The 24,941-nt window shown below is 67.1% G+C and carries 26 protein-coding genes and 1 tRNA gene; 16 read left to right on the forward strand and 11 right to left on the reverse strand.

The genetic code is table 11. From position 1 onward, the window contains the following. Window positions 1–5: 5 nt before the first annotated feature. The 5 genes from OG976_RS26335 to OG976_RS26355 are packed head-to-tail and all read left to right on the forward strand — an operon-like array spanning window position 6 to window position 5,356. Window positions 6–929 carry an amino acid ABC transporter permease gene (locus OG976_RS26335; protein WP_328355889.1) on the forward strand — a complete coding sequence of 308 codons (924 nt, stop codon included), beginning with the start codon at window positions 6–8 and terminating at the stop codon, window positions 927–929. Continuing rightward, on the forward strand, window positions 926–1,690 hold the full coding sequence (locus tag OG976_RS26340; RefSeq protein WP_328355892.1) for an amino acid ABC transporter ATP-binding protein: 765 nt from the start codon (window positions 926–928) through the stop codon (window positions 1,688–1,690). The genes OG976_RS26335 and OG976_RS26340 overlap by 4 nt, the downstream gene beginning before the upstream one ends. Before the next feature lie 8 nt (window positions 1,691–1,698). Then, window positions 1,699–2,829 carry a MacS family sensor histidine kinase gene (macS, locus tag OG976_RS26345; protein ID WP_328355895.1) on the forward strand — a complete coding sequence of 377 codons (1,131 nt, stop codon included), beginning with the start codon at window positions 1,699–1,701 and terminating at the stop codon, window positions 2,827–2,829. Next, on the forward strand, window positions 2,780–3,478 hold the full coding sequence (locus OG976_RS26350; protein ID WP_328355898.1) for a response regulator transcription factor: 699 nt from the start codon (window positions 2,780–2,782) through the stop codon (window positions 3,476–3,478). The genes macS and OG976_RS26350 overlap by 50 nt, the downstream gene beginning before the upstream one ends. A gap of 51 nt (window positions 3,479–3,529) precedes the next feature. After that, window positions 3,530–5,356, forward strand: coding sequence for a DUF2339 domain-containing protein (locus OG976_RS26355; RefSeq protein WP_328355901.1), 1,827 nt, complete (start codon window positions 3,530–3,532; stop codon window positions 5,354–5,356). Here the strand turns inward: OG976_RS26355 and OG976_RS26360 are convergent. Together OG976_RS26360 and speB are read right to left on the reverse strand one after the other, a co-directional pair. Then, entirely contained in the window at window positions 5,353–6,702 is a 1,350-nt protein-coding gene (locus OG976_RS26360) for an adenylate/guanylate cyclase domain-containing protein (RefSeq protein ID WP_442930397.1), read from the reverse strand. The genes OG976_RS26355 and OG976_RS26360 overlap by 4 nt on opposite strands. A gap of 9 nt (window positions 6,703–6,711) precedes the next feature. Continuing rightward, a complete protein-coding gene (speB, locus tag OG976_RS26365; RefSeq protein WP_328355907.1) occupies window positions 6,712–7,653 on the reverse strand; it encodes an agmatinase in 942 nt (313 codons plus the stop codon). A gap of 45 nt (window positions 7,654–7,698) precedes the next feature. Between speB and OG976_RS26370 the strand changes: the two genes are divergently transcribed. Further along, on the forward strand, window positions 7,699–8,496 hold the full coding sequence (locus OG976_RS26370) for a nitrilase-related carbon-nitrogen hydrolase (protein WP_328355910.1): 798 nt from the start codon (window positions 7,699–7,701) through the stop codon (window positions 8,494–8,496). A gap of 163 nt (window positions 8,497–8,659) precedes the next feature. Here OG976_RS26370 and OG976_RS26375 read toward each other — a convergent pair whose 3' ends face one another. Both OG976_RS26375 and OG976_RS26380 read right to left on the reverse strand, forming a co-directional pair. Next, window positions 8,660–8,788, reverse strand: coding sequence for a hypothetical protein (locus OG976_RS26375; protein WP_328355913.1), 129 nt, complete (start codon window positions 8,786–8,788; stop codon window positions 8,660–8,662). Window positions 8,789–8,924: 136 nt separating this feature from the next. Further along, window positions 8,925–9,001, reverse strand: a tRNA-Leu gene (locus OG976_RS26380). Window positions 9,002–9,115: 114 nt separating this feature from the next. On the opposite strand from OG976_RS26380, the gene OG976_RS26385 reads away from it, so the two are divergent. The 6 genes from OG976_RS26385 (at window position 9,116) to OG976_RS26410 (ending at window position 15,069) form a co-directional block, all read left to right on the forward strand. Beyond that, on the forward strand, window positions 9,116–9,745 hold the full coding sequence (locus OG976_RS26385; RefSeq protein WP_328355916.1) for an ANTAR domain-containing response regulator: 630 nt from the start codon (window positions 9,116–9,118) through the stop codon (window positions 9,743–9,745). A 232-nt stretch (window positions 9,746–9,977) separates the two neighbouring features. Then, entirely contained in the window at window positions 9,978–11,189 is a 1,212-nt protein-coding gene (locus OG976_RS26390; protein WP_328355919.1) for a branched-chain amino acid ABC transporter substrate-binding protein, read from the forward strand. Window positions 11,190–11,269: 80 nt separating this feature from the next. Continuing rightward, complete coding sequence (locus OG976_RS26395) at window positions 11,270–12,307, forward strand: branched-chain amino acid ABC transporter permease (RefSeq protein ID WP_328355922.1); 1,038 nt, start codon at window positions 11,270–11,272, stop codon at window positions 12,305–12,307. Continuing rightward, window positions 12,304–13,509: a branched-chain amino acid ABC transporter permease gene (locus OG976_RS26400; protein WP_328355925.1), complete on the forward strand. Its 1,206-nt coding sequence runs from the start codon at window positions 12,304–12,306 to the stop codon at window positions 13,507–13,509. Before OG976_RS26395 ends, OG976_RS26400 begins: the two co-directional genes overlap by 4 nt. Then, a complete protein-coding gene (locus OG976_RS26405; RefSeq protein ID WP_328355928.1) occupies window positions 13,506–14,342 on the forward strand; it encodes an ABC transporter ATP-binding protein in 837 nt (278 codons plus the stop codon). Before OG976_RS26400 ends, OG976_RS26405 begins: the two co-directional genes overlap by 4 nt. Then, window positions 14,329–15,069, forward strand: a complete 741-nt coding sequence (locus OG976_RS26410) for an ABC transporter ATP-binding protein (RefSeq protein ID WP_328355931.1) — start codon at window positions 14,329–14,331, stop codon at window positions 15,067–15,069. The genes OG976_RS26405 and OG976_RS26410 overlap by 14 nt, the downstream gene beginning before the upstream one ends. Here the strand turns inward: OG976_RS26410 and OG976_RS26415 are convergent. Genes OG976_RS26415 through OG976_RS26430 form a run of 4 tightly spaced genes read right to left on the reverse strand, consistent with a single transcriptional unit; the run spans window position 15,066 to window position 17,507 of the window. Next, window positions 15,066–15,608 (reverse strand): nuclear transport factor 2 family protein, encoded by a 543-nt coding sequence (locus OG976_RS26415; RefSeq protein WP_328355934.1) that lies wholly within the window; start codon window positions 15,606–15,608, stop codon window positions 15,066–15,068. The genes OG976_RS26410 and OG976_RS26415 overlap by 4 nt on opposite strands. Window positions 15,609–15,621: 13 nt before the next feature. Next, window positions 15,622–15,849, reverse strand: a complete 228-nt coding sequence (locus OG976_RS26420; RefSeq protein ID WP_328355937.1) for a DUF167 domain-containing protein — start codon at window positions 15,847–15,849, stop codon at window positions 15,622–15,624. A gap of 9 nt (window positions 15,850–15,858) precedes the next feature. Next, window positions 15,859–17,058: a lipid-transfer protein gene (locus OG976_RS26425; protein WP_328355940.1), complete on the reverse strand. Its 1,200-nt coding sequence runs from the start codon at window positions 17,056–17,058 to the stop codon at window positions 15,859–15,861. Beyond that, entirely contained in the window at window positions 17,055–17,507 is a 453-nt protein-coding gene (locus OG976_RS26430; RefSeq protein ID WP_328355943.1) for a Zn-ribbon domain-containing OB-fold protein, read from the reverse strand. The genes OG976_RS26425 and OG976_RS26430 overlap by 4 nt, the downstream gene beginning before the upstream one ends. Before the next feature lie 157 nt (window positions 17,508–17,664). Here OG976_RS26430 and OG976_RS26435 point away from each other — a divergent pair, with 157 nt between their 5' ends. After that, the gene (locus OG976_RS26435) at window positions 17,665–18,000 is read left to right on the forward strand and encodes a hypothetical protein (protein ID WP_328355946.1); all 336 of its coding nucleotides are present in this window, start codon (window positions 17,665–17,667) and stop codon (window positions 17,998–18,000) included. 14 nt (window positions 18,001–18,014) lie between these two features. Here the strand turns inward: OG976_RS26435 and OG976_RS26440 are convergent, their stop codons facing one another. Beyond that, complete coding sequence (locus OG976_RS26440) at window positions 18,015–18,692, reverse strand: hypothetical protein (RefSeq protein WP_328355949.1); 678 nt, start codon at window positions 18,690–18,692, stop codon at window positions 18,015–18,017. 74 nt (window positions 18,693–18,766) lie between these two features. On the opposite strand from OG976_RS26440, the gene OG976_RS26445 reads away from it, so the two are divergent. After that, window positions 18,767–20,287: a carboxylesterase/lipase family protein gene (locus tag OG976_RS26445; protein ID WP_328355952.1), complete on the forward strand. Its 1,521-nt coding sequence runs from the start codon at window positions 18,767–18,769 to the stop codon at window positions 20,285–20,287. A 70-nt stretch (window positions 20,288–20,357) separates the two neighbouring features. After that, window positions 20,358–22,343: a DUF7064 domain-containing protein gene (locus OG976_RS26450; RefSeq protein ID WP_328355955.1), complete on the forward strand. Its 1,986-nt coding sequence runs from the start codon at window positions 20,358–20,360 to the stop codon at window positions 22,341–22,343. 1 nt (window position 22,344) lies between these two features. Here OG976_RS26450 and OG976_RS26455 read toward each other — a convergent pair whose 3' ends face one another. Next, window positions 22,345–23,232, reverse strand: coding sequence for an SCO6745 family protein (locus tag OG976_RS26455; protein WP_328355957.1), 888 nt, complete (start codon window positions 23,230–23,232; stop codon window positions 22,345–22,347). Window positions 23,233–23,367: 135 nt separating this feature from the next. Here OG976_RS26455 and OG976_RS26460 point away from each other — a divergent pair, with 135 nt between their 5' ends. Then, a complete protein-coding gene (locus OG976_RS26460) occupies window positions 23,368–24,108 on the forward strand; it encodes a DUF4333 domain-containing protein (RefSeq protein WP_328355959.1) in 741 nt (246 codons plus the stop codon). A gap of 11 nt (window positions 24,109–24,119) precedes the next feature. On the opposite strand, the gene OG976_RS26465 is transcribed toward OG976_RS26460, so the two are convergent. Beyond that, window positions 24,120–24,839 (reverse strand): FadR/GntR family transcriptional regulator, encoded by a 720-nt coding sequence (locus OG976_RS26465; protein WP_328355961.1) that lies wholly within the window; start codon window positions 24,837–24,839, stop codon window positions 24,120–24,122. Window positions 24,840–24,941 lie beyond the last annotated feature (102 nt).

Below are 24,941 nucleotides of genomic sequence, written 5' to 3' on the forward strand. Positions count from 1 at the left end.
GCAACATGACGAATGTTGACGCGTCGGCCCCACCTGCCATCAACGCAGTTCCGCTGCGGCACCCATGGCGGTGGGTGGGGGCGACCGCCATCATCGTGCTCGTCGGGCTGTTCCTCTACGGCGCCGCCACCAACCCGGCCTACGGGTGGACGACGTACGGGGAATACCTGTTCAACGACCGGATCCTGCTGGGTGTTTTCAATACGCTGCAGCTGACCGTCTACGCAATGGCGCTGGGCGTCGTGCTGGGCGTGATCATGTCGGTGATGCGGCTGTCGCCCAATCCGGTGTTCCGGACGGTGTCGTGGGTGTTCCTCTGGATCTTCCGGGGCACACCGGTGTATGTGCAGTTGGTGTTCTGGGGCCTGATCCCGACGATCTACCAGAACATCCAGCTGGGCATCCCGTTCGGGCCGACGTTCTTCCACCTCAACGTGCAAAGCCTGTCGATCCCGTTCCTGCTGGCGGTCATCGGCCTGGGCCTCAACGAAGCGGCCTACATGGCCGAGATCATCCGGGCGGGCATCACGTCAGTGCCGGAAGGTCAGTCGGAGGCCTCGACAGCGCTGGGCATGTCGTGGGGAATGACCATGCGCCGCACCGTGCTTCCGCAAGCGATGCGGGTGATCATCCCGCCGACGGGCAACGAGCTCATCAGTATGTTGAAGACGACGTCGCTGGTCACTGCGGTGCCGTATTCCTATGACCTGTACAGCATCGCCTCCCGCGAAATCGCCGCCCGCACTTTCGAGCCCGTTCCTCTGCTCCTGGTGGCGGCTTCCTGGTACCTGATCGTCACCAGCATTCTGATGGTCGGGCAGTTCTACCTGGAGAGGTACTTCTCCCGTGGCATCTCCCGACGGTTGACCTCGAAGCAGCTGGAGGCGCTGGCCAAGGCGCAGACCGGCACGGAGGCAGGACACGTATGACAGAGCCCATGGTGCGTGCCGAGCGCGTCTGCAAGGACTTCGGTGCGTTGTCGGTCTTGAAAGGTGTCACCCTGACGGTCGACCGCGGCCAGGTGCTGGTACTCGTCGGGCCGTCGGGCTCGGGCAAGTCGACGTTCCTGCGGTGTATCAACCACCTGGAGACAGTCACCGCCGGCCGGCTGTACGTCGACGGCGATCTGGTGGGCTACCGGGAGCGTCAGGACAAGCTCCTCGAGATGTCTCCGCGAGACGCCGCCAAGCAACGCCGTGACATCGGCATGGTGTTCCAGCATTTCAACCTGTTCCCGCATCGCACGGCGCTGGACAACATCATCGAGGCACCGATCCACGTCAAGAAGGTCAAGAAGTCGGTGGCAATTCAGCGGGCCCGCGACCTGCTGGCCCAGGTTGGCCTGGGGGACAAGGCCGATGCCTACCCGGCCCAGTTGTCCGGTGGTCAGCAGCAGCGCGTCGCCATTGCCCGGGCGCTGGCGATGGATCCCAAGCTGATGTTGTTCGATGAGCCCACCTCGGCGCTGGATCCCGAGCTTGTCGGTGAGGTGCTGAGCGTCATGAAGAAGCTCGCCAGCGAAGGTATGACGATGGTGGTCGTCACCCACGAGATGGGTTTCGCCCGCGAGGTCGCCGACCAGCTGGTGTTCATGGACGGCGGGGTCATTGTCGAAAGTGGCGCTCCCCGTGAGGTGCTGAGCAACCCACAGCACGATCGCACCAAGGCGTTCCTGTCCAAGGTGATGTAGCCCCGAAGGTGCGGGGTAGCGCGGACCCGACGACGCCGCTCTGGCGGGCGGCGCAAGTGTTCCGGCTGCTCAGCTACGCCTACGCGGTCTACTTTCAGTTCAGCCGCAACCCCGAGTTGGACCGGCCGGTGCTGGGATGGGTGATTCTCGGGGTACTCAGCGCGTGGACGCTGGCGTGCGCTGTGGCCTACCTGCGGGGCTTCGGCCGGCGCACGGGATGGGTGGTCGCCGAGGTCGTGGTCGTGGTGGTGCTGATGTTGTCCACCGAACTGGTAGCCGGTGATCAGTGGATCGCCGACAACCAGACACTCCCGACGACCTTGTGGGCGACCAACGCCACGATCTCCGCGGCGATTCAGGTCGGTCCGGTGGCGGGAATGGCAGCGGGTATGGCGGTCATGGCCACCGCGGCGGTGATCAAAGAACACGTCAACCTCGACTTCGGGCAGAACGCCTCGATTGTGATCGAGCTGGCGGTCGGGCTGGCGGTCGGCATGGCTGCCCAGACGGCGCGACGTGCCCACGCCGAGCTGCAGAGTGCAATGCGACTCGCGGCCGCGGTGGAGGAGCGCGAGAGGTTGTCGAGGCAGGTGCACGACGGTGTCGTTCAGGTGCTCGCCCTCGTCGCCAAGCGCGGACGCGAGTTGGGCGGCGAGGCCGCGGTCCTGGCGACGTTGGCCGGCGAGCAGGAACGCTCCCTGCGGCGGATGATCTCGCACACCGGCCCGGATGTGGATCTCGGCGAGATCGACCTTCGGGGACTGCTCTCGCGCCGGGAGTCCGACCGAGTGTCGGTGAGCCTGCCGCCCACCACGGTGCTGTTGCCCTCGGCCGTGGCCACCGAGCTGGACGCCGCGGTCGGCAACGCGCTGGACAATGTGGCCGCTCACGCAGGCCCGGATGCCAGGGCATTCCTGCTGCTCGAGGACCTCGCCGACAATGTTCTGGTGACAGTTCGCGATGACGGTGTCGGCATCGTGCCGGGCCGCCTGGAACGGGCCGTCGCGGAGGGCCGGATGGGTATCTCGAAATCTATTGTGGGGCGGCTTCATTCGTTGGGCGGGACCGCAGTGCTGGCCTCCGGTGAGGATGGAACGGAATGGGAACTGTCGGTGCCGAAATGTGAACCCAGTGGCTGAGCCGATCACCGTGATGGTGGTCGACGACCACCCGATCTGGCGCGACGCAGTGGCCCGCGACCTGTCCGATGACGGCTTCGATGTCGTCGCAACCGCGGACGGGGTGGAGTCGGCACGCCGGCGTGCAGCGGTGGTGCGGCCCGCCGTGGTGCTGATGGACATGCGCCTCGGTGACGGCGACGGCGCCCAGGGCACCGCCGCGGTGCTGCAGGTGTCCCCGTCCTCGCGGGTGCTGGTCCTGTCGGCCTCCGACGAACGCGACGATGTTCTGGAGGCGGTCAAGGCGGGCGCCACGGGATACCTGGTCAAGAGTGCGTCGAGGTCCGATCTCGCCGAGGCGGTGCGTGCCACGGCGGCGGGCCGAGCGGTGTTCACTCCAGGGCTGGCCGGTCTGGTGCTCGGTGAGTACCGGCGCATCGCGAAGAATGCGGGCTCTCAGGGCGTCACACCGCGGTTGACCGAACGTGAGACCGAGGTACTCCGCTATGTGGCAAAGGGCCTGACGGCCAAACAGATCGCAGCCAAGCTCGATCTGAGTCATCGCACCGTGGAGAACCATGTGCAGGCGACCTTCCGCAAACTGCAGGTGAGCAACCGGGTCGAGCTGGTCCGCTACGCGATCGAGCATGGCTTGGATCAGCAGCCCTAGTCAGGTAGTACTACTCATTCGCGACCGCTGTTCGGCGGCCACGATGGAGGGGTGAGCGATCCACAGCGCGCGGCTCTGGCCAGGTTGGCCCAGGAGTTCGCCAGCATGTCGGCCCAAATGGCCCGAATCTCATCAGCTTTCGCCGAACTAGAGGCCGTCCCCGTGGCGCCTGCGGCACCCGCACCGCAGGCCCCGAATTGGCCCGCGCCGCCGATGCCTCATTGGCCGCCGCCCGCACCGCCGATGCCGTACTGGCCGCCACCTTCACCGCCCGCACATCGACCCACGCCGCCACCGGCTCCCGTTGTCGCGCCGCGCGATCCGGACCGTGGGTGGATCGGCAAGGCGCTGGCGGTCGCCGGCGTCGCGGTCACCCTGATCGGGGTGGTGCTCTTTCTCGTGCTCGCCGCGCAGGCCGGACTTCTGCGACCGGAACTGCGGGTCGGTGCCGGTGTGGCGCTGGCCGCGGCCCTGGTCGCCGTGGGAAGTCGCCTGCAGGCCCGGCCGGGTGGGCGGGTCGGCGCGATCGCCCTGAGCGCCACGGGGATTGCCGCGGCCTATCTGGACATCATCGCGGTCACCACGATCTACCACTGGGTACCGCCGGTGGCCGCGCTGGCGTTGGGTGCCGTGGTCGGGGGCGGCGGACTCGCCCTGGCCCGCCGCTGGGACTCCCAGAATTTGGCCCTGCTGGTTCTGGTGCCCTTGGCGGTGCTGGCGCCGGTGATCACCGATGGGGCGACGCTGCTGCTGATCGGGTTCATGCTCGTGCTCTCGGCGTCTGCATTGCCGGTCCACATCGGACGGGACTGGCCCTGGATGCACGCCGCCCGCACGGCGGCGGTGACTTTGCCGTTGTTGATCGCGTTGATGGCGGCACACTTCGGCGCATCGGAGAACACCTGGCTCCTCGGCGCGGCCTGCGGCCTGGCGGCGTTATTGGCGGTGGGCGGTGCACTGCTGCTTGTGCGGTCGACCACACATCACCTCGCCACGGCGCTGGTGACGGTGCTCGGAGTGGTCCCACTGCTGTGTGCCGGCATCGCCGTCGACCGTCTGCTGGCGGCCCTGCTGGCTGCGGCGCTGTCGGCCGGCCTGCTGTCGATGGTGCTGCTCGGCGACCGCCTCGGTGTCGACGGGGTGCTCGCTCGGGTGTGGTCGGCCCTGTCGGCGGTCGCCGCGTTGTTGGCGATCACGGTCGGTCTGCGCGGCGACGTGGCGGCGCCTGCGCTGCTGGCACTTGCTGTCGTGGTGGCCGTCGCCGGCCGCCACGATGTCGTGGCACGTTGGGCGGCAACCGGTTTGGGAGCCGTCGGTGGTCTCATGTACCTCGACCAGGCGCCGCCTGACACCTTGACGTACGCGACGACGCTTCCCGTCCCGGCGGCCATGTCTGCTCTGGCCTGCAGTGTGCTGCTGGCGGTATGGGCTATTGCGCTGGCCGGGGCGTGGAGTCGTCGTCGCGCAGATTCTCCCGAAAGGCGAGCGATGTGGGCCGGTGCGGGCGCGGTGGCCGTCTACTGCGTCACGTCGTTCACCGTCACCGCGGGGGTGTTGGTGGGTGGTCCGGAAACCGGCTTCCTGGCGGGCCAGATGGCCGCGACGATCTGCTGGATCGGATTGGCGGCGGCATTGTTCAGCGCCGCCCTGCGCACCGGGGAGCCTGCCCGGCGCGCGTCGGCGGTCGCGGCCGGCCTGGTACTGACGGCGGCGGCGATGGCCAAACTGCTCCTGTTCGACCTTGGCACGCTCGACGGAATGTTCCGGGTGGTGGTGTTCATCGTCGTGGGACTGGTGCTGCTGGCGATGGGCACCGGCTATGCCAGAAGCCTGGCGGCCACCCGAGGCGGCGGCGATGCCGAGGTGCGGCCGGGCTAGACAGCTGGACTCTCGACCCGCCCAGTTTCGTCTTGGGCGGGTCGAATGCTTTGCGGTGCAACAGTTTCCGGTGGTCGTTGGGCAACCAGATACCAGGTGCACATGATGCCTTTGCCCTTGACGTCGACCTCCCCGCGCTTCTCCAGGACAAACTGGTCCTTGAGCCGCAGGTAGACGTTCTCGGGGACTTGAATGCGGCCTTCGGGATCGGTGGATTCCATCCGGGATGCGACGTTGACCGCGTCACCCCACACGTCGTAGAAGAACCGGCGGGCACCGACGACACCGGCCACCACGGGGCCCGAGGCCATCCCGATGCGCAGCGGTACTCGCTGGCCGTTGGGATCGCGAAGATCGGCCACCGCACGGGACATGTCCAGCGCCAGCCGGGCCAGTGCTTCGACGTGGTCAGGGCGCGGCTCGGGTACCCCGCTGACCACCATGTAGGAGTCGCCGGTGGTCTTGATCTTCTCCAGGCCGTGCTTGTCCACCAGACGGTCGAAGGTGGTGTACAGCCGGTCGAGAAAGCGCACCAGGTCAGCGGCGGGAATCTGGCTCGCGCGTTCGGTGAACCCGGCGATGTCAGCGAACAGGATCGACGCGTCGTCGTAGCGATCGGCGATGGTGCCGTGGGCCGGATCCTTGAGGCGTTCGGCCACACTGCCGGGCAGGATGTTGGCCAGCAGCGCCTCGGAGCGCTTGTACTCGACTTCCATGGCGCCCTCGGCGCGCGAGACCTCACGCATCGCGTACCAGACGGTCGCGAAAATCAGCACCGACGCGGACACCGTGGTGATGACGAACCCCGCGTTGACGGCCCACCGGGGTTGCAGATGGGTGTCGCCGGGCACCAGGAATTGCGAGGCGATGGTGAGTCCGACTCCGATGGATACCACCACGGAGGCCAGCACAGCGTGCTCGACACCGAGCACCAGCACCGCCAGCGACGCGGACACCAGGTAGTAGAACTGCAGGCCCGAGTCGGTGCCCACCTGCCAGCCCACCACGGTCAGCGATGCGAATGCGAAGAAGACGAACACCAATGAGGCGATCACCTCGCCGAAGGGTTGCAGCAGCGGGATTGCGAAGAAGACCAGCGCGGTGCCCAGGTTGATCAGGCCGATGTTGAACACCCCGGGGCCGGTGACGATCTGCATCACCCCGAAGCACGCCGTGACGAAGCCGGCGATGTAGGTCGCGATGTTGAGCACCCGCATCTGCCGCGACACCGCCTCGGCCCAGTGCTGGTTGCGGGCCGATGGGCGGCGCTGCATGCGCTCACAGTCCGCCTGCCGGGCTGAGTCGTCCGACGGCACCGGACCAGCGCAGTTCCGCTTGGTGCCCACCCTCAGAGACTAACCGTTGGCGGCCAGCACCGACAGCAACTCGTAGCCGACGGTCGCCGCGGCGATCCCGGTGATCTCGGCATGGTCATAGGCTGGGGCGACCTCGACGATGTCGGCTCCGACGACGTTGAGGCCCACCAGGCCGCGCAAGGTATTGAGCAACTCCCGGGAGGTCAGGCCGCCCGCTTCGGGAGTTCCGGTGCCCGGGGCATGCGCGGGGTCCAGTACGTCGATGTCGACCGAGACGTACACCGGGCCGCCGTCGAGGCGGCTGCGCATGCGTTCGACGATGCTGGCGACACCGTCGAATTCGTAGTCGTCGGAACGGATCACCTGGAAGCCGAGCGCCGCGTCGTCCTCGAGGTCGGTCTTGCTGTAGAGCGGTCCGCGGATGCCCATGTGCAGCGAGCGCTCCATGTCGATCAGCCCTTCCTCGCTGGCGCGCCGGAACGGGGTGCCGTGGGTGTAGGCCGCCCCGAAATAGGTGTCCCAGGTGTCGAGGTGGGCGTCGAAGTGCAGCACGGCGATCGGGCCGTGGTCGCGGGCCAGTGAGCGCAGGATCGGTAGCGCGATGGTGTGGTCGCCGCCGATGGTCAGCAGCGTCGTGCCGTCCTTGCGTAGATCGGTGATCTCGGTGTCGATGGTGGTGATCGCCTCGTTGATGTCGAACGGGTTGACCGCGATGTCGCCGAAGTCGGCCACCTGGTGAGCCGCGAACGGTTCCACGCCCAATGCAGGATTGAAGGGCCGCAACAACTTTGAGCCTGCGCGGACGTGTGATGGACCGAATCGGGCACCCGGCCGGTAGGACACTCCGCTGTCGAATGGCACGCCGACGATCCCGACGGCGGCGCCGGGCACCTCGGAGCCCCGGGGCAGCCGCGCGAAGGTACTGGGCTCGGCGTAGCGGGGAAACTTCGTGGCGTCCGTCTGTCCGACGATGTCGGGCATCGCTCCTCCTCGGCAAGTGTGTTGCGGTGAGGTTAGCCTGCATGGGTGACCCGCATCGCCTGCGCCCAGATCGCCCCCGAGGTAGGCCAACTCGAAGCCAATCTGGAGTTGTCGACGGCAGCGGTTGCGCAGGCTGTCGCCGCCGGAGCGGACATCGTGGTGTTGCCGGAACTGGCCACCTCGGGATACATGTTCACCGACGCCGACGAGGCCCGGTCGGTTGCGCTGCGCCCCGACGCTGCCGCCTTCGACGCGTGGCGGTCGGTGGCCGGTGATGCGGTGGTGATCGGGGGTTTCTGCGAACTCGGCGATGACGGCTTGCTGTACAACAGCGCGCTGGTGCTCGAGCGTGACGGTGTGCTGGCGAGCTATCGCAAGACACACCTGTGGGACCGGGAGAAGCTGATCTTCACCCGCGGTGACCAGCTGCCACCGGTGCTGACAACACGGCATGGCGTGATCGCTGTAATGGTCTGCTATGACGTGGAATTCGGTGAACTGACTCGGCGGGCAGTGCTCGACGGCACCGAACTGATTGTGGCGCCTGTCAATTGGCCGCTGTTTCCCCGGCCGCAGGGGGAGCGGCCCGGTGAGGTGATCACCGCCATGTCGACGGCCAGATGCAACAAAGTCGCTGTGGCCGTGTGCGACCGGGCCGGGGTGGAGCGTGGGCAGCCCTGGACCGAGGGCACGGCGATCGTCGATCCCGACGGGTGGGTGGTGGCCGTCGCCGGTGCGGGGCCGGGGTTGGCGGTCGCCGACGTCGACTTGAGCCGCACCCACGACAAGAAGCTGACCGAACACGTCGATCTGCTCGCCGACCGGCGCACCGATCTTTACTGACGAGCGTGGGTTAAGCGGGCCGCGCACGGCCTTATCGCTGAACTTCGCCTGTGCAACGTATTACTGCGATACGTTCCGGGAAATAGCCGGGCCGGCGGTGCGGACAATTCGGCCACGGCGCACGCAGAAAAGGGAGCGCTATGACATCTGGTCGTTTGACTCGTCACATTGCATTGCTCGCCGGTGGGGCCGCGATCGTCGGGATGGGGGCGCTGACCGCCTGCAGCCCGAACGAGAAGGAGGCTCCGCCGACGAGCACCACGCCCACCTCGGCCCCGTCGGTGTCGCCCACTGAAAAGGCTGTATCTCCCGGTGGCGGCAACTCGTTCTCGCCGACCGTGAACCCGGCTCCGCCCGGACCGGTCTGCAAGGAAATCGTCGGCAACGAGTGCGTCCGGTAGTCAACCGGGTAAATGAGCTGGCCTTTCTGGTGCCCTCGGTGAGATTCGAACTCACACTGCACGGGTTTTGAATCCGTTTCCTCTGCCAGTTGGGATACGAGGGCGTGGCCGCGTCGCGGCGGTTTCCCACCATAGTGGATGGCGGCGGGAAGCCGGCCAAGCGGTGCGCCGAGCGCCCCGCGGTCGCTGTTTGGCACCGGCCACGCGACAATAGCCTCATGACCGGGTCTACCAACGACGCCGAGGGCCGTACGCCCCACCGCGTTCTGATCGCTGAGGACGAGGCGCTGATCCGGCTGGATTTGGCCGAGATGCTGCGCGAAGAGGGCTACGAAGTCGTCGGCGAGGCCGGCGACGGGCAGGAAGCCGTCGAACTGGCCGAACAGCTACGCCCCGACCTGGTGATCATGGACGTCAAGATGCCGCGGCGGGACGGCATCGACGCCGCCTCGGAGATCGCGGCCAAACGCATCGCCCCGATCGTCGTGCTGACCGCATTCAGCCAGCGCGACCTGGTGGAGAAGGCCCGCGACGCCGGTGCGATGGCATATCTGGTCAAGCCGTTCTCCATCACCGATCTGATCCCGGCCATCGAGGTGGCCGTCAGCCGCTTCGCCGAGTTCGCCGAGCTCGAGCGCGAGGTGGCCAACCTCTCCGACCGGCTGGAAACCCGCAAGCTCGTCGAGCGGGCCAAGGGCCTGCTGCAGAGCAAGCAGGGTATGACCGAGCCGGAAGCCTTCAAGTGGATTCAGCGTGCCGCGATGGACCGCCGCACGACGATGAAGCGGGTGGCCGAGGTGGTGCTCGAGACGCTGGACGCCCCGGAGGACACCGCGTCGCCGAACTGAGTCGGCGACTCGCCCCGTTAACTCTGCGTTTCCTGACCGGTTGGTCGTCGGCACGTCACCGTCCTGACCGCGCCGTTTGGCTGTAACCGCAATATGCTCGCAGCCAGCCGTTGGCCAAGACCACGCGCTGCGGCCCAGCGTTGGCTATGTTCTACCCGAAGTGTCGACGATCCGGACGGTACGGCGGTCTGCGGTGTCGACGCCGACGAAACTACAGACCCGGAGGTGAAACGTGCGCTCTCGCACGACACGGAATGCAATCGCCGCGAGTTCGGCGCTGCTGGTGGTGTTTGGCATTGCCGGCTGCAACCAGTCCACGCCGAGCGAGAACTCGTCGCAAAGCGATCTCAAGATCGTCGAGCAGGTCCAGATCGACCAGAACGGCGCCGAGGTCAAGCCCGAGGCCGGTGCGGTCCCTGCCGACCCCGCCGGTGACGGAAAGGCCACCTGCCCGCCGGTGTCCATCGCCATGGCCGGTGCCCTCAACGGCCCCGACGCGGCACTGGGCATCAACATCAAGAACGGCGTTCAGCTGGCCATCGACAAGCACAACGCCGCCAACCCCGGCTGCCAGGTGCAGCTGAAGCCCTTCGACACCGAGGGTGACCCGCAGAAGGCGACGGCCATCGCGCCGCAGATCGTCGACGACGCGTTCACCATCGGCCTGGTCGGTCCCGCGTTCTCCGGTGAGACCAAGGCCACCGGTTCGGTGTTCGACCAGGCGGGCCTGGTGTCGACCACGGCGTCGGCCACCAACGTCACGCTCTCCGAGCAGGGCTGGAAGACATTCTTCCGCGGCCTGGCCAACGACGGTGTGCAGGGCCCCTCGGTCGCCAACTACCTGAAGAACACACTCGGCGAGAAGAAGGTGTGTGTCGTCGACGACAGCACCGACTACGGCACCGGCCTGGCACAGGCGGTCCGCGAGACCCTCGGCCCGGTGGCCGTCGAGGCCTGCAACATCTCGGTCAAGAAGGGCGACAAGGACTTCTCGGCCGCGGTGACGCAGGTCAAGGGCCAGTCGCCGGACTCGGTGTTCTACAGCGGCTACTACGCCGAGGCGGCACCGTTCGTTCAGCAGCTGCGTGACGGTGGCTTCACCGGCAAGTTCGTCTCTGCCGACGGCACCAAGGATCCGGAGTTCGTCAAACAGGCCGGCTCGTCGTCCAAGGACGCCATCCTGTCCTGCCCCTGCGGCCCGGCCACCGGCGCGTTCGCCGACGAATACACCAAGAAGTTCGGTCAGGCTCCCGGGACGTACAGCACCGAGGGCTACGACCTCGGCACCGTGCTGCTGAAGGGCATCGACGCGGGCAAGATCACCCGTCCGGACCTGCTCGAGTGGGTCAAGACCTACGACGGCCAGGGTGTCGCCCGTAAGTACCAGTGGACCGACAAGGGTGAGCTCACCACGACCCTGATCTGGATCTACAAGGTTCAGTAAGTGATTCGCGAGACGCGTCCGAGACCGCAAGGCTCGGGCGCGTTCTCGTTGAACACAGATCGCAAGGAGTCGTCCCCAGGATGATCCACGAGTGCCTCGGTCAGTACGCCTGCCTCGCCGGTGACATCGGTTTCAACATCGAGAACCTGCGAAACGGCTTCTGGCAGTTGACCATCGACGGGTTGTCCTGGGGGGCGATCTATGCCCTGGTCGCCGTCGGCTACACCTTGGTCTTCGGTGTGCTGCGGCTGATCAACTTCGCCCACTCCGAGATCTTCATGCTCGGCATGTTCGGCGCCTACTTCTGCCTGGACATCATCCTGGGGTTCACGCCCAGCGGCAATGCCTACAACAAGGGTGTACTGCTGACCGTCCTCTACCTCGGCATCGCCATGCTGTTCGCGATGCTCGTATCAGGCTCGGCGGCAATAGGTTTGGAGTTCGTGGCCTACCGGCCGCTGCGGCGGCGCAACGCGCGACCGCTGACGTTCCTGATCACCGCCATCGGCATGTCGTTCGTTCTTCAGGAGTTCGTCCACTTCGTGCTGCCCAAGATCATTAAGGGCTACGGCGGCAGCAATGCCCAGCAGCCAATCACCCTGGTGCAGCCTAAGGCCCAGTTCCACGTCTTCGGTGCCTCGGTCACCAATGTCACCCTGGTGATCGTCGCGGCGGCCCTCGTCCTGGCGTTGCTCACCGATGTGGCCATCAACCGCACGAAGTTCGGCCGCGGCATCCGCGCGGTCGCCCAGGACCCGACGACCGCGACGCTGATGGGCGTGTCGCGCGAGCGCATCATCATGACGACGTTCCTCATCGGCGGCATGCTCGCCGGAGCAGCCGCGCTGCTCTACACCCTCAAGGTGCCGCAGGGCATCATCTACTCCGGCGGCTTCCTGCTGGGCATCAAGGCGTTCTCGGCGGCGGTGCTCGGCGGCATCGGCAATCTGCGCGGCGCGCTGCTCGGTGGCCTGATCCTGGGCATCATGGAGAACTACGGCCAAGCGGTGTTCGGCACCCAGTGGCGCGACGTCGTCGCGTTCGTCCTGCTGGTTCTGGTGCTGCTGGTCCGGCCCACCGGAATACTCGGGGAGAGCCTCGGAAAGGCGAGGGCATGAGTCACCGGGAGAGCGTGAACGAGACACCGGGCCGCTGGAGCAGACGGCTACTGGCGCCCGGCGACGGTTTGCGCGGGTGGTGGGCGGGGCTGAGCCGGGTCCAGAAGTGGATCTTCGGCGTGCTGGGCTTCGGCCTGCTGGCACTGATGCCGCTGTTCCCGCCGCCGTTCTTCAACACCACCGGCATCAGCTTCGGCGGAACCATGGCCCAGTTCTCGATGGTGGCGATCATCGCGATCGGGCTCAACGTCGTGGTCGGCCAGGCCGGCCTGCTGGACCTAGGCTACGTCGGCTTCTACGCGGTGGGCGCCTACACGGTGGCATTGCTCACCAGCCCGGACTCCCCGTGGAACCGATTGGGTTCCAACTGGTTGTTCAGTGAGAAGTGGGCCTGGCTGACCTGTGTGCCGATCGCGATGGCGGCCACCGCGCTGGCCGGGCTGATCCTGGGCATCCCCACGCTGCGCCTGCGCGGTGACTACCTGGCCATCGTCACCCTCGGCTTCGGCGAGATCATCCGGCTGCTTGCCGACAACCTCTCCGAGGTCACCAACGGCTCGCGCGGACTCAATCAGATCGCCTATCCACACGTCGTGGAGACCGCGAAGTATCCCGACGGGGTGTTCTCCAGCGGAAACTCCTCAGGCACCGCCAATTACGGAACGTGGTGGTTCTGGCTGGGGCTGATCCTCATGATCGGCATCCTGCTGTTGGTCGGCAACCTCGAACGCAGCCGGGTCGGCCGAGCCTGGGTGGCCATCCGCGAGGACGAGGACGCCGCGGAAGTGATGGGCGTCAACACCTTCCGCTTCAAACTGTGGGCGTTCGTCATCGGCGCCGCGATCGGCGGGCTGTCCGGCGCGCTGTATGCCGGGCAGGTGCAGTACGTCGCGCCGCCGACGTTCAACATCATCAACTCGATGCTGTTCCTGTGCGCGGTGGTCCTCGGCGGGCAGGGCAACAAGCTGGGCGTGGTCTTCGGCGCGTTCATCATCGTCTATCTGCCCAACCGGCTACTCGGGGTGGAGTTCCTCGGCATCAACCTCGGTGACCTGAAGTACCTGTTCTTCGGCCTGGCCCTGGTGGTGCTGATGATCTTCCGCCCGCAGGGCCTGTTCCCGGTGCGCCAGCAGTTGCTCGCCTACGGCAAGTCGGCCCGCAAGCTGCTCGGTGCGGCCGACGACACGAAGGCCGCCGCATGAGCGAACCCGTGATCGAGGAAGACCTGGCGGCCCTGAGCCGGGAGGTCAGCGTTGCCGAGGGTGAAGCGCTGCTGGAAACCCACGATCTCACCGTCAAGTTCGGTGGACTGACCGCCTTGGACGCGGTGAGCTTCTCGATCAAGCGGGGCGAGATCCTCGGCCTGATCGGGCCCAACGGCGCGGGCAAGACCACCTGCTTCAACGCGATCACCGGCGTGTACCGGCCGAGTTCGGGGTCGGTCATCTTCGACGGCGAGCCGCTTGGTCGCATCAAGCGCCATCAGATCACCCGTCGCGGCATCGCCCGAACCTTCCAGAACATCCGGCTCTGGGGCGAGATGACCGCGCTGGAGAACGTCATCGTGGGTACCGATGCGCGGCACAAGACCTCGGTGCCGGGCGCCCTGATCCGCAGCCCCCGGCACCGCAGCGAGGAGCGCTCGGCCATCGAGAAGGCCGCCGCGCTGCTGCAATTCGTCGGTATCGCCCACCGCGGCGAGGAGAAGGCCAAGAACCTGCCCTACGGTGACCAGCGCCGCCTGGAGATCGCCCGCGCGCTGGCCACCGAACCCAAGCTGTTGTGCCTCGACGAACCGGCCGCCGGCTTCAACCCCAGCGAGAAGGCCGCCCTGATCGACCTGATTCGCGCCATCCGCGACGACGGCTACACCGTGCTGCTCATCGAGCACGACATGCGACTGGTCATGGGAGTCACCGACCGGATCGTGGTGCTGGAGTTCGGCCGCAAGATCGCCGACGGCCTGCCCGCCGAGATCCGCGAGAACCCGGCCGTGATCGCCGCCTACCTGGGGGTCCCCGATGACCAGCTCTGATGACCGGCCCGTTCTGCTCGAAGTCCGTGACGTCGTCGTGCACTACGGCAGAATCGAAGCGCTGCACGGTGTTTCACTGCAAGTGCGGCAGGGGGAGTTGGTCACGCTGCTCGGTTCCAACGGGGCAGGCAAGACCACGATGATGCGCGCCATCTCCGGCCTTCGTCCGCTGTCGTCGGGGTCGGTGTGGTTCGAGGGCAAGGACATCTCGAAGGTCAAGGCACATGAGCGGGCCGTCGACGGCCTGGTGCAGGCACCCGAGGGTCGCGGTGTGTTTCCCGGCATGACGGTGCTGGAGAACCTCGAAATGGGTTGCTATGGGCGCAAATTCGGCAGCAAGAGCGAACATGACGAGCGGCTGGACTGGATTCTGGAGACGTTCCCGCGGCTGGCCGAGCGGCGCACCCAGGTCGGCGGCACGCTGTCCGGCGGGGAGCAGCAGATGCTGGCCATCGGCCGGGCTCTGATGGCCCGCCCGCGGGTGCTGCTGCTCGACGAGCCGTCGATGGGTTTGGCGCCGATGATCATCTCGCAGATCTTCAAGATCATCTCCGAGATCAACGCCCAGGGCACCACGGTGCTGCTGGTCGAGCAGAACGCCCAGCAGGCGCTGAGCCGCTCCGACCGTGCCTACATCCTGGAGACCGGTACGGTCACGCGCAGCGGTCCCGCACGAGACCTGTTGGCCGACGACAGTATTCGCGCGGCCTATCTGGGTGTGGCCTAACCGCGCCAGGCCTCACCCATCAGTTCGTTGGCGGGCAGGCCGGGATCCTCGAACTTTCGGGCCTGCTGCGCTCCGGTGACCGGCAGGCCCTCGGCGCTGAGCAGGCCGACCTGCACCAGCACCGAAGCCTGGTCCCAGTAGATGCGTTCGCAGGCGATCTTGTCGCCCTGAAATTGCACGACGACCACCATCGGGACCTCGACGGGGCGGTGAGTGGGCGCGACGCCCGGCAGCATCCAGTCCATCTCGACATCGTGGGTGAAGGCGAAGACGAACTCGTCGACCACCCGCTCGTTGCCGATCGTTCGGGACAACAGCCGAAGAGTGGTGTCGGCGGGCATCTTCGGGATGAAGTGCTTGCTGTAGAACTCGACCATCTCCGCTGTTCCGCGGCCGCCGGTCAGCACGGGGACATGGTTGACGTAGTTGTCCGGCGTCATGGTGGCGACGGTGGCGACGGCGTCGCGTGTTTCGAATTCGAGCTCGGTGTGACGTTCCCACAGCCGGGCCAGCTCGGCATCGGAGATGGGCTCGCTCATGGTTTCTCCTCGCTCAGTCGACAGTGAAGCGCTTGATTCGCGAGGTGGCACCCGACACCAACCGCACATGGCTGCGCGGGACGCCGAGATGCTCGGCGAGCAGACGTGCCGCCGCCTCGGTCGCCTTGCCCTCGATCGCCCGCTCGCGCACATAGATCGTCAGCGTGCCGTCGGCGCCGGGTTCGACCAACGGGCCCTTGCGGCTACCGGGTTTCACGGTGACGACGACGGTCTCGGCCACCCACGGAGCCTACTTGGCGACGACCACCGAGGAGCCGTGGCCGAACAGACCCTGGTTGGCGGTGACGCCGACCGTGGCGCCCTCGACCTGGCGCCCGGTGGCCTGGCCCTTGAGTTGCCAGGTGAGTTCGCAAACCTGGGCGATGGCCTGTGCCGGAATCGCTTCGCCGAAGCTGGCCAGCCCACCGGAGGCATTGACCGGGACCCGGCCACCGATCGTGGTCGCGCCGCTGCGCAACAACTGTTCGGCTTCGCCCCTGGCGCACAGCCCGAGATGCTCGTACCAGTCGAGTTCCAGGGCGGTCGAGAGGTCGTAAACCTCGGCCAGCGACAGATCCTCAGGGCCGATCCCAGCCTCGGCGTAGGCGGCGTCGAGGATCTGGTCTTTGAACACGCGGTCCGGACCGGGTACCACCGCGGTGGAATCGGTTGCGATGTCCGGCAATTCGGGCAGGTGCTGCGGATACTGCGGACTCTGCAGGCTGACCGCGCGAACAGACGGAACGCCCTTGACCGAGCCGAGGTGCTTCTCAGCGAAGGCCTTGCTGGCCACAATCACCGCGGCCGCGCCGTCAGAGGTCGCGCAGATGTCCAGCAGCCGCAGCGGATCGGAGACCACCGGGCTGGCGAGCACGTCGTCGACGCTGGCTTCCTTGCGGTAGCGGGCATACGGGTTGTTAAGCCCGTGCTTGGCGTTCTTGACCTTCACCTTGGCGAAGTCTTCCAAGGTGGCGCCGTAGAGATCCATCCGCCGGCGCGCCAGCAGTGCGAAGTACACGGTGTTGGTAGCGCCGATGAGGTGGAAACGCTGCCAGTCGGGGTCGTTGCGGCGCTCACCGCCGACGGGGGCGAAGAAACCCTTGGGAGTGGTGTCGGCACCGATGACCAGTGCGACATCGATGAGTCCGGCGAGGATTTGCGCCCGCGCACTCTGCAGTGCCTGCGAGCCGCTGGCGCATGCGGCGTAGCTCGAGGTGACGGGGATGCCGTTCCAGCCGAGCTTCTGGGCGAACGTCGCGCCGGCCACGAAGCCGGGGTAGCCGTTGCGGATGGTGTCGGCTCCGGCGACCAGTTGGATCTGGCGCCAGTCCAGTCCGGCGTCAGCGAGAGCAGCGCGGGCGGCCACGACGCCGTACTCGGTGAAGTCGCGGCCCCACTTGCCCCAGGGGTGCATGCCGGCGCCGAGGATGTAGACGGGGTCCGGGCTCATTTCGCGATCCTCCAGGCGTAGGTGCTGCGCTCGTTGCCGTCGTCGTCGGTGTAGAGGGCCATGGTGGTCAGTTCGACCTCCATGCCGACCTTCAGGTCGGCGGCCAGCGTGCCCTCGACGACCTTGCCCAGCACGATGAGTCCTTCGTCGGCGAGCTCGACAGCGGCCACCGCGAACGGTTCGAACGGATCGGACGCCGGGTACGGCGGCGGCGGTGCGTAGTGGTTCTCGGTGTAGCTCCACACCGTGCCCCGACGGGACAGGGCGACCGACTCGAGGACGTCACTGGCGCATGCCGGATTGGGGCAGTTGTTGGCCCGCGGCGGGAAGACATAGGTCCCGCATTGCGGGCATTTCGCGCCGACGAGATGGGGGACACCGGCGTCGTCGTGGTCCCACCATCCGTCGATGGCCGGTAGTTGGGTGGGCGCGTCTGGAGAGGCTGGCACGAGGTCATCGTAAGCGATTCGCGGCGGTGAACTGAAACATGTTCCAGTGCGCGGGAGCCGAACCTTGGGATCGGTAGCGATCCGCGTCGACTGCACTTGTGCCGCAGTAGCGCCCCGGATGTCCCGGCCGGCGCACACAGGATCGGAGACCAGCGCGATGGGATTTTTCAAGAAGGCCAAAGAAGCCGGGACAGTCCACGTACGCGGCGCAAGCCTCGTCGACCCCGCGGTCCTCGGCGGCCCGTCGACCCGCTCGGTCGCCGAGACCGACCCGATCTGGGAGCCGATCAACGGCATCTCGTTGCAGGACTACGCCGACCTCGCCCGTACGGCCCAGAGCCGCGGTGTCACCGACGAGGCCGGCATGATCGCCCTGGGCCAGGAGCGTGGCTGGGACCCCACGGACGTCACGGCCGCGCTCGACGGCTGGGTCCAGCGGATGGGTCAGTCGATGGCGGTGGGGCAGCAGTTCCGCAAGCTGCTCGGCTACTGACTGGATGTGTCCGGCTAGCAGACGTACTTGATGCCGATTCCGGGTGGCGGTGTCACCTGTTGTGCGCAGGCGTAGGAGTCCACCCCACTGTCTGCCATCCGAATCGCGGACTGGTGCGCATAGTTCACGCAGTACAGGGCGGTTGCGTCAGTGCGGCAACGGAAGTCGCCGAACGACAGCGACATGTCGACCGGCAACGAAGGTCCCTGGCCGCTGGCGAACCGGCCCGGGTCGCCGTGCGCCGAGCCGACCAGCACGGTCGCGCCGTCGAAGTCGACCCAGCCGCCCTTCCACTGGCCGTACGCATCCGGCGGCTGCGGGGGCGGGTCGGTCAGGTTCACCAAGCACGCCAATCCCGGTGCGCCGTGGCGGCCATCGGTCATACAGGTTGTCCCGGCCGGCGTGGTGAACGCGACGTCGTCGCCCAGATCGGTGCTGACCCCGCCGCGCAACGCGATGCGGTACTCGGCCGCGTCGACCGGGGCGCCCCCCTCGATCCAGGTGATGACCCCGGCGATCGGCACTCCGGCCTGCGGTGCTGCAGAGGACGTCGTGGTCGTCGTGGGTGACGTCGACGCCGTCTTGGGGGACGGTGTGATCGGCGTGAGTGCCGTCGGGCGCGCATCACCGCCCGTCGACCCGGAACATCCGGCGACCAGCAGCGATGCGGCGAGCAACACGGCGATTCGCATCACGCCAGGCTAGCCGCCTCGGCCCGACCGGGACGTCAGGCGCGTCGGGGCCGGTTGTTCGATACCGTCGAGTGATGCACGAACACACCGTCCGGTCGACGACCACCGCGGGCGTCGTCGAAGGATTCGCCCGTGACGGGGTCAACCGCTGGCGGTCAATTCCTTACGCCCGCCCGCCGGTGGGCGCCCTGCGCTTTCGTGCGCCCCAGCCGCCACAGCCGTGGCGCGGTGTCCGGTACTGCCACAGCTATGCCAGCTGCGCGCCGCAGCAGCGGCGCTACACCATGCTCGGGGTAGGCAGATACCAGCCGATGAGCGAGGACTGCCTGACGCTGAACGTGGTCACCCCGCAGTGGCCGGGACCGGCACCCGACGGCGAGCCGCTGCCGGTGATGTTCTTCATTCACGGCGGCGGCTACATCATGGGTAGCTCGGCCACCCCGCTCTACGACGGTGCCGCGCTGGCCCGCCGCGGCTGCGTCTACGTCTCGGTGAACTACCGTCTCGGGGCGTTGGGCTGTGTCGATCTGTCCTCGTTGTCGACCGCCGACGTTCCGATCGACAGCAATCTGTTTCTGCGCGATCTGGTCCTGGCGCTGCGCTGGGTGCGCGACAACATCGGCGCCTTCGGCGGTGACGCGGACAACGTCACCATCTTCGGTGAGAGTGCGGGCGCACATGCCGTCGCGACGCTGATCGCGGTTCCTGAAGCCGAAGGCCTTTTCCGGCAGGCGATTTCGGAGAGCCCGGCCTCGGGTCTGGTCAGCACGGGGGAGACCGCTGCGGCCATCGCCGCCAAGTTCGCCGACGCACTCGGCGCCCACGGGCCCGACGCCGCCGCGGCGTTGATGCGGGCCCGGCCCGCCGATCTGGTCACCACCCTCGACCTGCTGCTCGAGCGCAGCCTGCACGAGATGGACGGTGCGTTCGCCGTCGGCCCTACGCACGGTGACGACATTCTGCCGCTCGACCCGATCGAGGCGATGAGAACCGGTGTAGCGCATAAGGTTCCGCTGATCGTGGGAACCAATGCCGACGAAGGCAAGCTGTTCACCCGATTCATGAAGCTGTTGCCCACCACCGAGCACGCCATCGAGAAGCTGCTCGCCTTCGCCGAACCCGAGACCCGCGATCGCATCACCGCGGCCTATCCCGGCTACCCGCGACCGGAGGCGTGCGTCCAACTCGGCGGCGACTTCGCCTTCGGCACCGCCGCCTGGCAGATCGCCGAGGCGCACGGTGCCCACGCCCCGACCTATGTGTATCGCTACGACTACGCGCCGCGCACACTGCACTGGTCCGGGCTGGGCGCCACGCACGCGATGGAGCTTCTGGCTGTGTTCGACATCTACCGAACCCGCCTGGGCGGGGCGCTGACGGTGGGAATCGATCGGCCATCGGCGATCAAGGTGAGCCGCGAGGTGCAGGGCCGGTGGCGCAGTTTCAGCCGCTCCGGCGTGCCCGGTGACGGCTGGCCGGCCTACTCCCACCCGGAGCGCCCGGTCCTCGTCTTCGACCGGAAGACCCATATCGAGAACGACCCGCACGCCCATCGTCGCGAGGCCTGGGCGGGTTTCTCGCTGGCCGGCCGGTAGGTTTTGACACGCGTCAAAAAGTTGTCGGAAAAGCTTTCGCCGGGCGCCCCGGGTGTCCTAGGTTGGTCGGGTGCAGACCAATGACATCGTCGTCGAACGCCCCAGTGACCTCACTGCCGACTGGCTGACGGCGGCCGTCGGCGCCGGGACTGTCACCGATTTCACCGTCGATCGCATCGGCACGGGCCAGATGAGCGAGTGCTACCGCATCGGCCTGACCTATGCCGGGGGCCACGACGGTCCGTCGACGGTCATCCTCAAGGTTGCCGCCACCGACCCGGTGAGTCGCCAGACCGGACTCGCGCTGGGCCTCTACGAACGCGAAGTCAGGTTCTACACCGAGGTGGCGCCGCGGCTCGGCGGCCCGATCGCGGAGTGCTTCCATTCCTACTACGACCCGCAGAGCGGCATCTTCACCCTCCTGATCGACGATGCGGCGCCGGCGGTCGTCGGCGACGAAATTCGTGGCGCCACACAGCAGGACGCAGTCCTGGCACTGACCGAACTCGGCAGGCTGCACGCTCCGGCGATCGGTAGCGAGACGTTTGCCCACGCGGACTGGCTCAACCGTGAGGCCCCGCTGAATCAGGCGCTCATCGCCCAGTTGTGGGCCGGATTCGTCGAGCGCTACGGCGATGCCATCACACCCGAGCAGCGTCTGGTCTGTCAGCGTCTGGTCGACACCTTCGACGCCTATCTCGCCGGCGAGGCAGCGCCGGAGCGCATCAAGGGCCTTGTGCACGGCGACTACCGGCTGGACAACATGCTGTTCGGCCGCCCCGGGTCGCGGCGGGACCTGACGGTCGTGGACTGGCAGACCGTCGGCTGGGGGCCGGCCATGACCGATGCGGCGTACTTCATCGGTTGTGCGCTCACTGTCGAGGAGCGGCGGGCGCACTACGAGGACCTGCTGCGGGCGTATCGCGACGGTCTGGGACCGGACACGCCGGTGACCTTGGACCAGGTCCGCGACGGGGTGCGCCACCAGAGCTTCGCGGGGGTGATGATGACCGTGGTGTCCTCGATGCTCGTCGAGCGCACCGATCGGGGCGACGAGATGTTCCTGACCATGCTGGAGCGCCACAGCCAGCACGTTCTGGACACCGACGCCCTCGACATTCTGCCCGCCGGTTCGGAGCCGGCGCTGGTGCCCGACGCCGTCGACGAGGGTCGCCACGAGCCGGGCGACGAGCCGCTGTGGAACGAGAGCTGGTACTGGGACTTCGCCGACCCGCAGCAGGGGATCGGCGGTTGGATCCGGCTGGGACTGGTGCCCAACCAGAAGGTGGCCTGGATCAACGCACTGGTGTGCGGGCCCGGCATGCCTACTGTCGCGCTTCTCGATTTCGAGGCGCCGGTGCCCTCGGATCCGGCAACCGTCGTCGGCGACGGAGTCGAGCTGCGCCACGGTGCGACGGTTCCGCTGCAGTCCTACCGCGTCGAGGTGCGTGGTGCGGCACAGGCATACGACGATCCGTCGGCGATTCTGCGCGGCGAGGCGGGCCGCCCTGCCGAACTCGCGATGGATCTGACGTGGACGTCGGTGGGCACGCCGTATGCATACCGGATCACGAGCCGCTACGAAATCCCTTGCACCATAACGGGAACCGTCACCATCGACGGGCACACCCATCACATTGAGGCGGTGGCGGGTCAGCGCGACCATTCCTACGGCGTGCGCGACTGGTGGAGCATGGACTGGGTCTGGAGCGCGCTGCACCTCGACGACGGAACCCATCTGCATGGTGTCGATCTGCGGATACCCGGACTTGATCCGGTGAGCGTCGGCTACATCCAGCGGCAAGGGGAGGCCGTCGTCGAGACGACGGCGGTCACCGCCGATGCGACGTTCGAGGACAACGACCTACCGGCGCAGACCAGGATCGTCTACGAACCCGGTCCGGTGGACACGACCATCCGGGTACTGGGCCACGCGCCGGTCCGACTGGTCGGTCCCGACGGCCGGATCAGCCAGTTCCCGCGGGCCTGGGTGGAAGTCGAAACCAGCGACGGCCGTAGCGGCGTCGGCTGGGCGGAGTGGAACCGCAACCTCTGAGTCACAGGTGTGCCGAGCCGTCGTCGAGTTCGTCGCGGTTCAGGCCCATCGGGGTGGCGGCGGGGATGTCGCCGCCCGCGATCACCTGCCTGGTCACCGGGGTCAGCCCGGCGAACAAGCGCTCCACCTCGGAGTCGGTGAGAGCCGCGAGCCCGGTCAGCGCCAGGGTGTCGGTACGATCCTCCACCCGCCGTTTGAGCGCACGGCCCGCGTCGGTGAGTTCGCCTGTGGCAGTGACCAACCCGCGTGCGGACAGGCTCTCCAGGCAGGACTGCCACTCCTCGTCGGTGTAGTCACGGCTGCGTTTGAGGAAGGCCGGCGGCACCGCACCACCGGCGGCGTGCAGCACGTTGGCCTCGCGTCCGCTCACGCCTTCTGCCACCAGCGCGGCCACGTGGCCGTCGCCGCGTTGCTCCCGCAACAGCGTGGCCGCGTGCCACAGCGTCGCCACCGGGGTGTGTGGCCACGGCAGGGCCAGATTCGCCGCGAACAGCGGCCTGCCGTCCAGTGGCGCTCCGCGGGCGGCGCCGGCCGCCAGCTCGGCTGTTTCGGCGATGCCCGGGGTGTCGTCGGTGAGGCCGTATCGGCGCAGCGCCGCAACCGCGGTGTCCTGACGCACCCGCAATACCTCGGCCGGTGCCGCGACGTCCCAGACCGCGGGCACCGTCCGGCGCACCCGATCGGCGGAGAAGTTGTAGAAGATGGCCGTGAGCACCTCGGGTGCGACCGGTCCCAGCGGTGCTGAGCGCGCGGCGAAATACCCGCGCCAGAATCCGGTGAATCCCATGTCGCCCAATCCGGTTTGGACTTCGGGGGCGAAGTAGGTGACGGCGTGGACGGGTTCGAAGCGGTCGAAGAAGCGCCTGGCCAGCTGTGGGGTTCTGCTCACCCTCAGCAGTCAACCATCCGCGCCGCCGAGCCGAGCGCGGACCTTCGGGTGGTTAAGCCCTGGGCTGGCCGTGCGCTTGGTATCTTGCTCGCGGATGCGCGCGCCGGGCGTGGCATCGGCAAACGCTGGGAGACCATGATGCGACGGACAGGTGCTGTGTTGGCGGCGCTGGTGCTCGGTGGGACTGCGCTGTCGGGCTGTTCGTTCAGCGCCTCGACCGGAAAGCCGGTGGTGGACAAAGCTGATCTGCAGAAGGACATCGCCGACCGGCTGGATAAGGCCGGCCAGAAGCCGGAGTCGGTGACGTGCAAGGACAACCTGGACGGCGAGGTCGGCAAGTCGACCCGCTGCGAGGTAGTGCTCAGCGCCACCAATAGTTTCGAGCCCATCGTCACTGTCACCAAGGTGGAGGGCTCGACCGTCAGCTATGACATGACGCCCGCGGTCAACAAGGAGCAGCTGCAGAAGGTGGTCTCCAACCTGCTGTCGGAGTCCTCGGGTGCGAAGGTCGACTCGGTGAGTTGCGAGTCGGGCCTGGAAGGCAAGAAGGGGGCCGAGGCGCACTGCGACGTGACGGCGGACGGTGTCACCGTGAGGCGCACCGTCGACGTCACCAAGGTCGACGGTCTGCTGATGAACTTCACGGTCATCCCGGTTCTGCCCAAGGTGCAGGTGGAGAACTCCCTGCTGGATCAGCTCGCGGCCCAGCTCGGCCAGCGACCGGATTCGGCGGACTGCAGTGACGACCTCGAGGGCAAGCCGGGAACCACGGTCGATTGCGCGGTGGTGGCCGGTGAGGAGAACCAGGACTTCACCCTGACCGTAACGACCGTCGAGGGCGACACCGTCAACTACAGCTTCGCGCCCAAGGCCTGAGCGCGCGGCGGCTAGCGGGGCTGCTCGCCGGCATTGGCGGCGACCGCAGCCGCCGACTCGTCGATGATGGCGCGCATCGCGTGCTCGGCGGCGTGCTCGTCGCGCAGCCTTATCGCTCGGGCCACCTGGTCGTGTAACTCGATGGCCGCGGGGTTGGGCGTCGGGGGCATCATCCCGTGGTGGGTTCGCCCGGCCAGCACCTCGGCCACCACGTCGTAGAGCGCGCGGAACATCTCGTTGCCGCTGGCTTCCAGCAAGGCGCGGTGGAAAACCTTGTCGGCCAACAGGTATGCGTCCAGATCACCCGACCGGCCGTGTACCACCATGTCGGACACGGCGGCTGCCATGATGCGGCACTGATGCGGGTCGGCCCGCCGGGCGGCCAGCGCCGCGGCGGCCGGTTCGAAGCCGCGTCGCAGTTCGGCCAGCGAAAGCAGCTGGGCCGCACGATCTCCCACGTCGAGTCGCCAGCGGATGACCCTGGGGTCGAAGACATTCCACTTGGTCGAGGGCTGAATCGTGATACCGACCCGGCGGCGGGGTGCGACCATTCCCATCGACTCGAGGACCCGGATGGCCTCCCGGGCGACCGACCGGGACACTCCGTGCGTGGCGCTGACACCCTCGAGGTTGAGCACCTGGCCCGGCTGATAGTGCCCGGAGACGATGTCCCGGCCCAACGCCGTCAGGACACTGCCGTGCAGCTCTCCGACTATTGGCTCCGAGGTCACCGATACATGTTGTCATACGGGGTACATCAGACCTTTAAAACAGACTCATAACGATTTTGTCTTGATTAAGTATGATTATTGATGGCATGCTGTGTGACATGC

Source organism: Mycobacterium sp. NBC_00419, from assembly GCF_036023875.1.
Classification (GTDB): Bacteria; Actinomycetota; Actinomycetes; order Mycobacteriales; family Mycobacteriaceae; genus Mycobacterium.

Bases quoted from the DNA above. Each gene is read 5' to 3' on its own strand.
- OG976_RS26435 (WP_328355946.1), top strand. From the start codon at position 17,665: ATGGGATTTTTCAAGAAGGCCAAAGAAGCCGGGACAGTCCACGTACGC.
- OG976_RS26400 (WP_328355925.1), top strand. From the start codon at position 12,304: ATGAGTCACCGGGAGAGCGTGAACGAGACACCGGGCCGCTGGAGCAGA.
- OG976_RS26340 (WP_328355892.1), top strand. From the start codon at position 926: ATGACAGAGCCCATGGTGCGTGCCGAGCGCGTCTGCAAGGACTTCGGT.
- OG976_RS26385 (WP_328355916.1), top strand. From the start codon at position 9,116: ATGACCGGGTCTACCAACGACGCCGAGGGCCGTACGCCCCACCGCGTT.
- OG976_RS26445 (WP_328355952.1), top strand. From the start codon at position 18,767: ATGCACGAACACACCGTCCGGTCGACGACCACCGCGGGCGTCGTCGAA.
- OG976_RS26405 (WP_328355928.1), top strand. From the start codon at position 13,506: ATGAGCGAACCCGTGATCGAGGAAGACCTGGCGGCCCTGAGCCGGGAG.
- OG976_RS26350 (WP_328355898.1), top strand. From the start codon at position 2,780: ATGGAACGGAATGGGAACTGTCGGTGCCGAAATGTGAACCCAGTGGCT.
- OG976_RS26415 (WP_328355934.1), bottom strand. From the start codon at position 15,608: ATGAGCGAGCCCATCTCCGATGCCGAGCTGGCCCGGCTGTGGGAACGT.
- OG976_RS26335 (WP_328355889.1), top strand. From the start codon at position 6: ATGACGAATGTTGACGCGTCGGCCCCACCTGCCATCAACGCAGTTCCG.
- OG976_RS26410 (WP_328355931.1), top strand. From the start codon at position 14,329: ATGACCAGCTCTGATGACCGGCCCGTTCTGCTCGAAGTCCGTGACGTC.
- OG976_RS26440 (WP_328355949.1), bottom strand. From the start codon at position 18,692: ATGCGAATCGCCGTGTTGCTCGCCGCATCGCTGCTGGTCGCCGGATGT.
- OG976_RS26395 (WP_328355922.1), top strand. From the start codon at position 11,270: ATGATCCACGAGTGCCTCGGTCAGTACGCCTGCCTCGCCGGTGACATC.
- OG976_RS26425 (WP_328355940.1), bottom strand. From the start codon at position 17,058: ATGAGCCCGGACCCCGTCTACATCCTCGGCGCCGGCATGCACCCCTGG.
- speB (WP_328355907.1), bottom strand. From the start codon at position 7,653: ATGCCCGACATCGTCGGACAGACGGACGCCACGAAGTTTCCCCGCTAC.
- OG976_RS26460 (WP_328355959.1), top strand. From the start codon at position 23,368: ATGATGCGACGGACAGGTGCTGTGTTGGCGGCGCTGGTGCTCGGTGGG.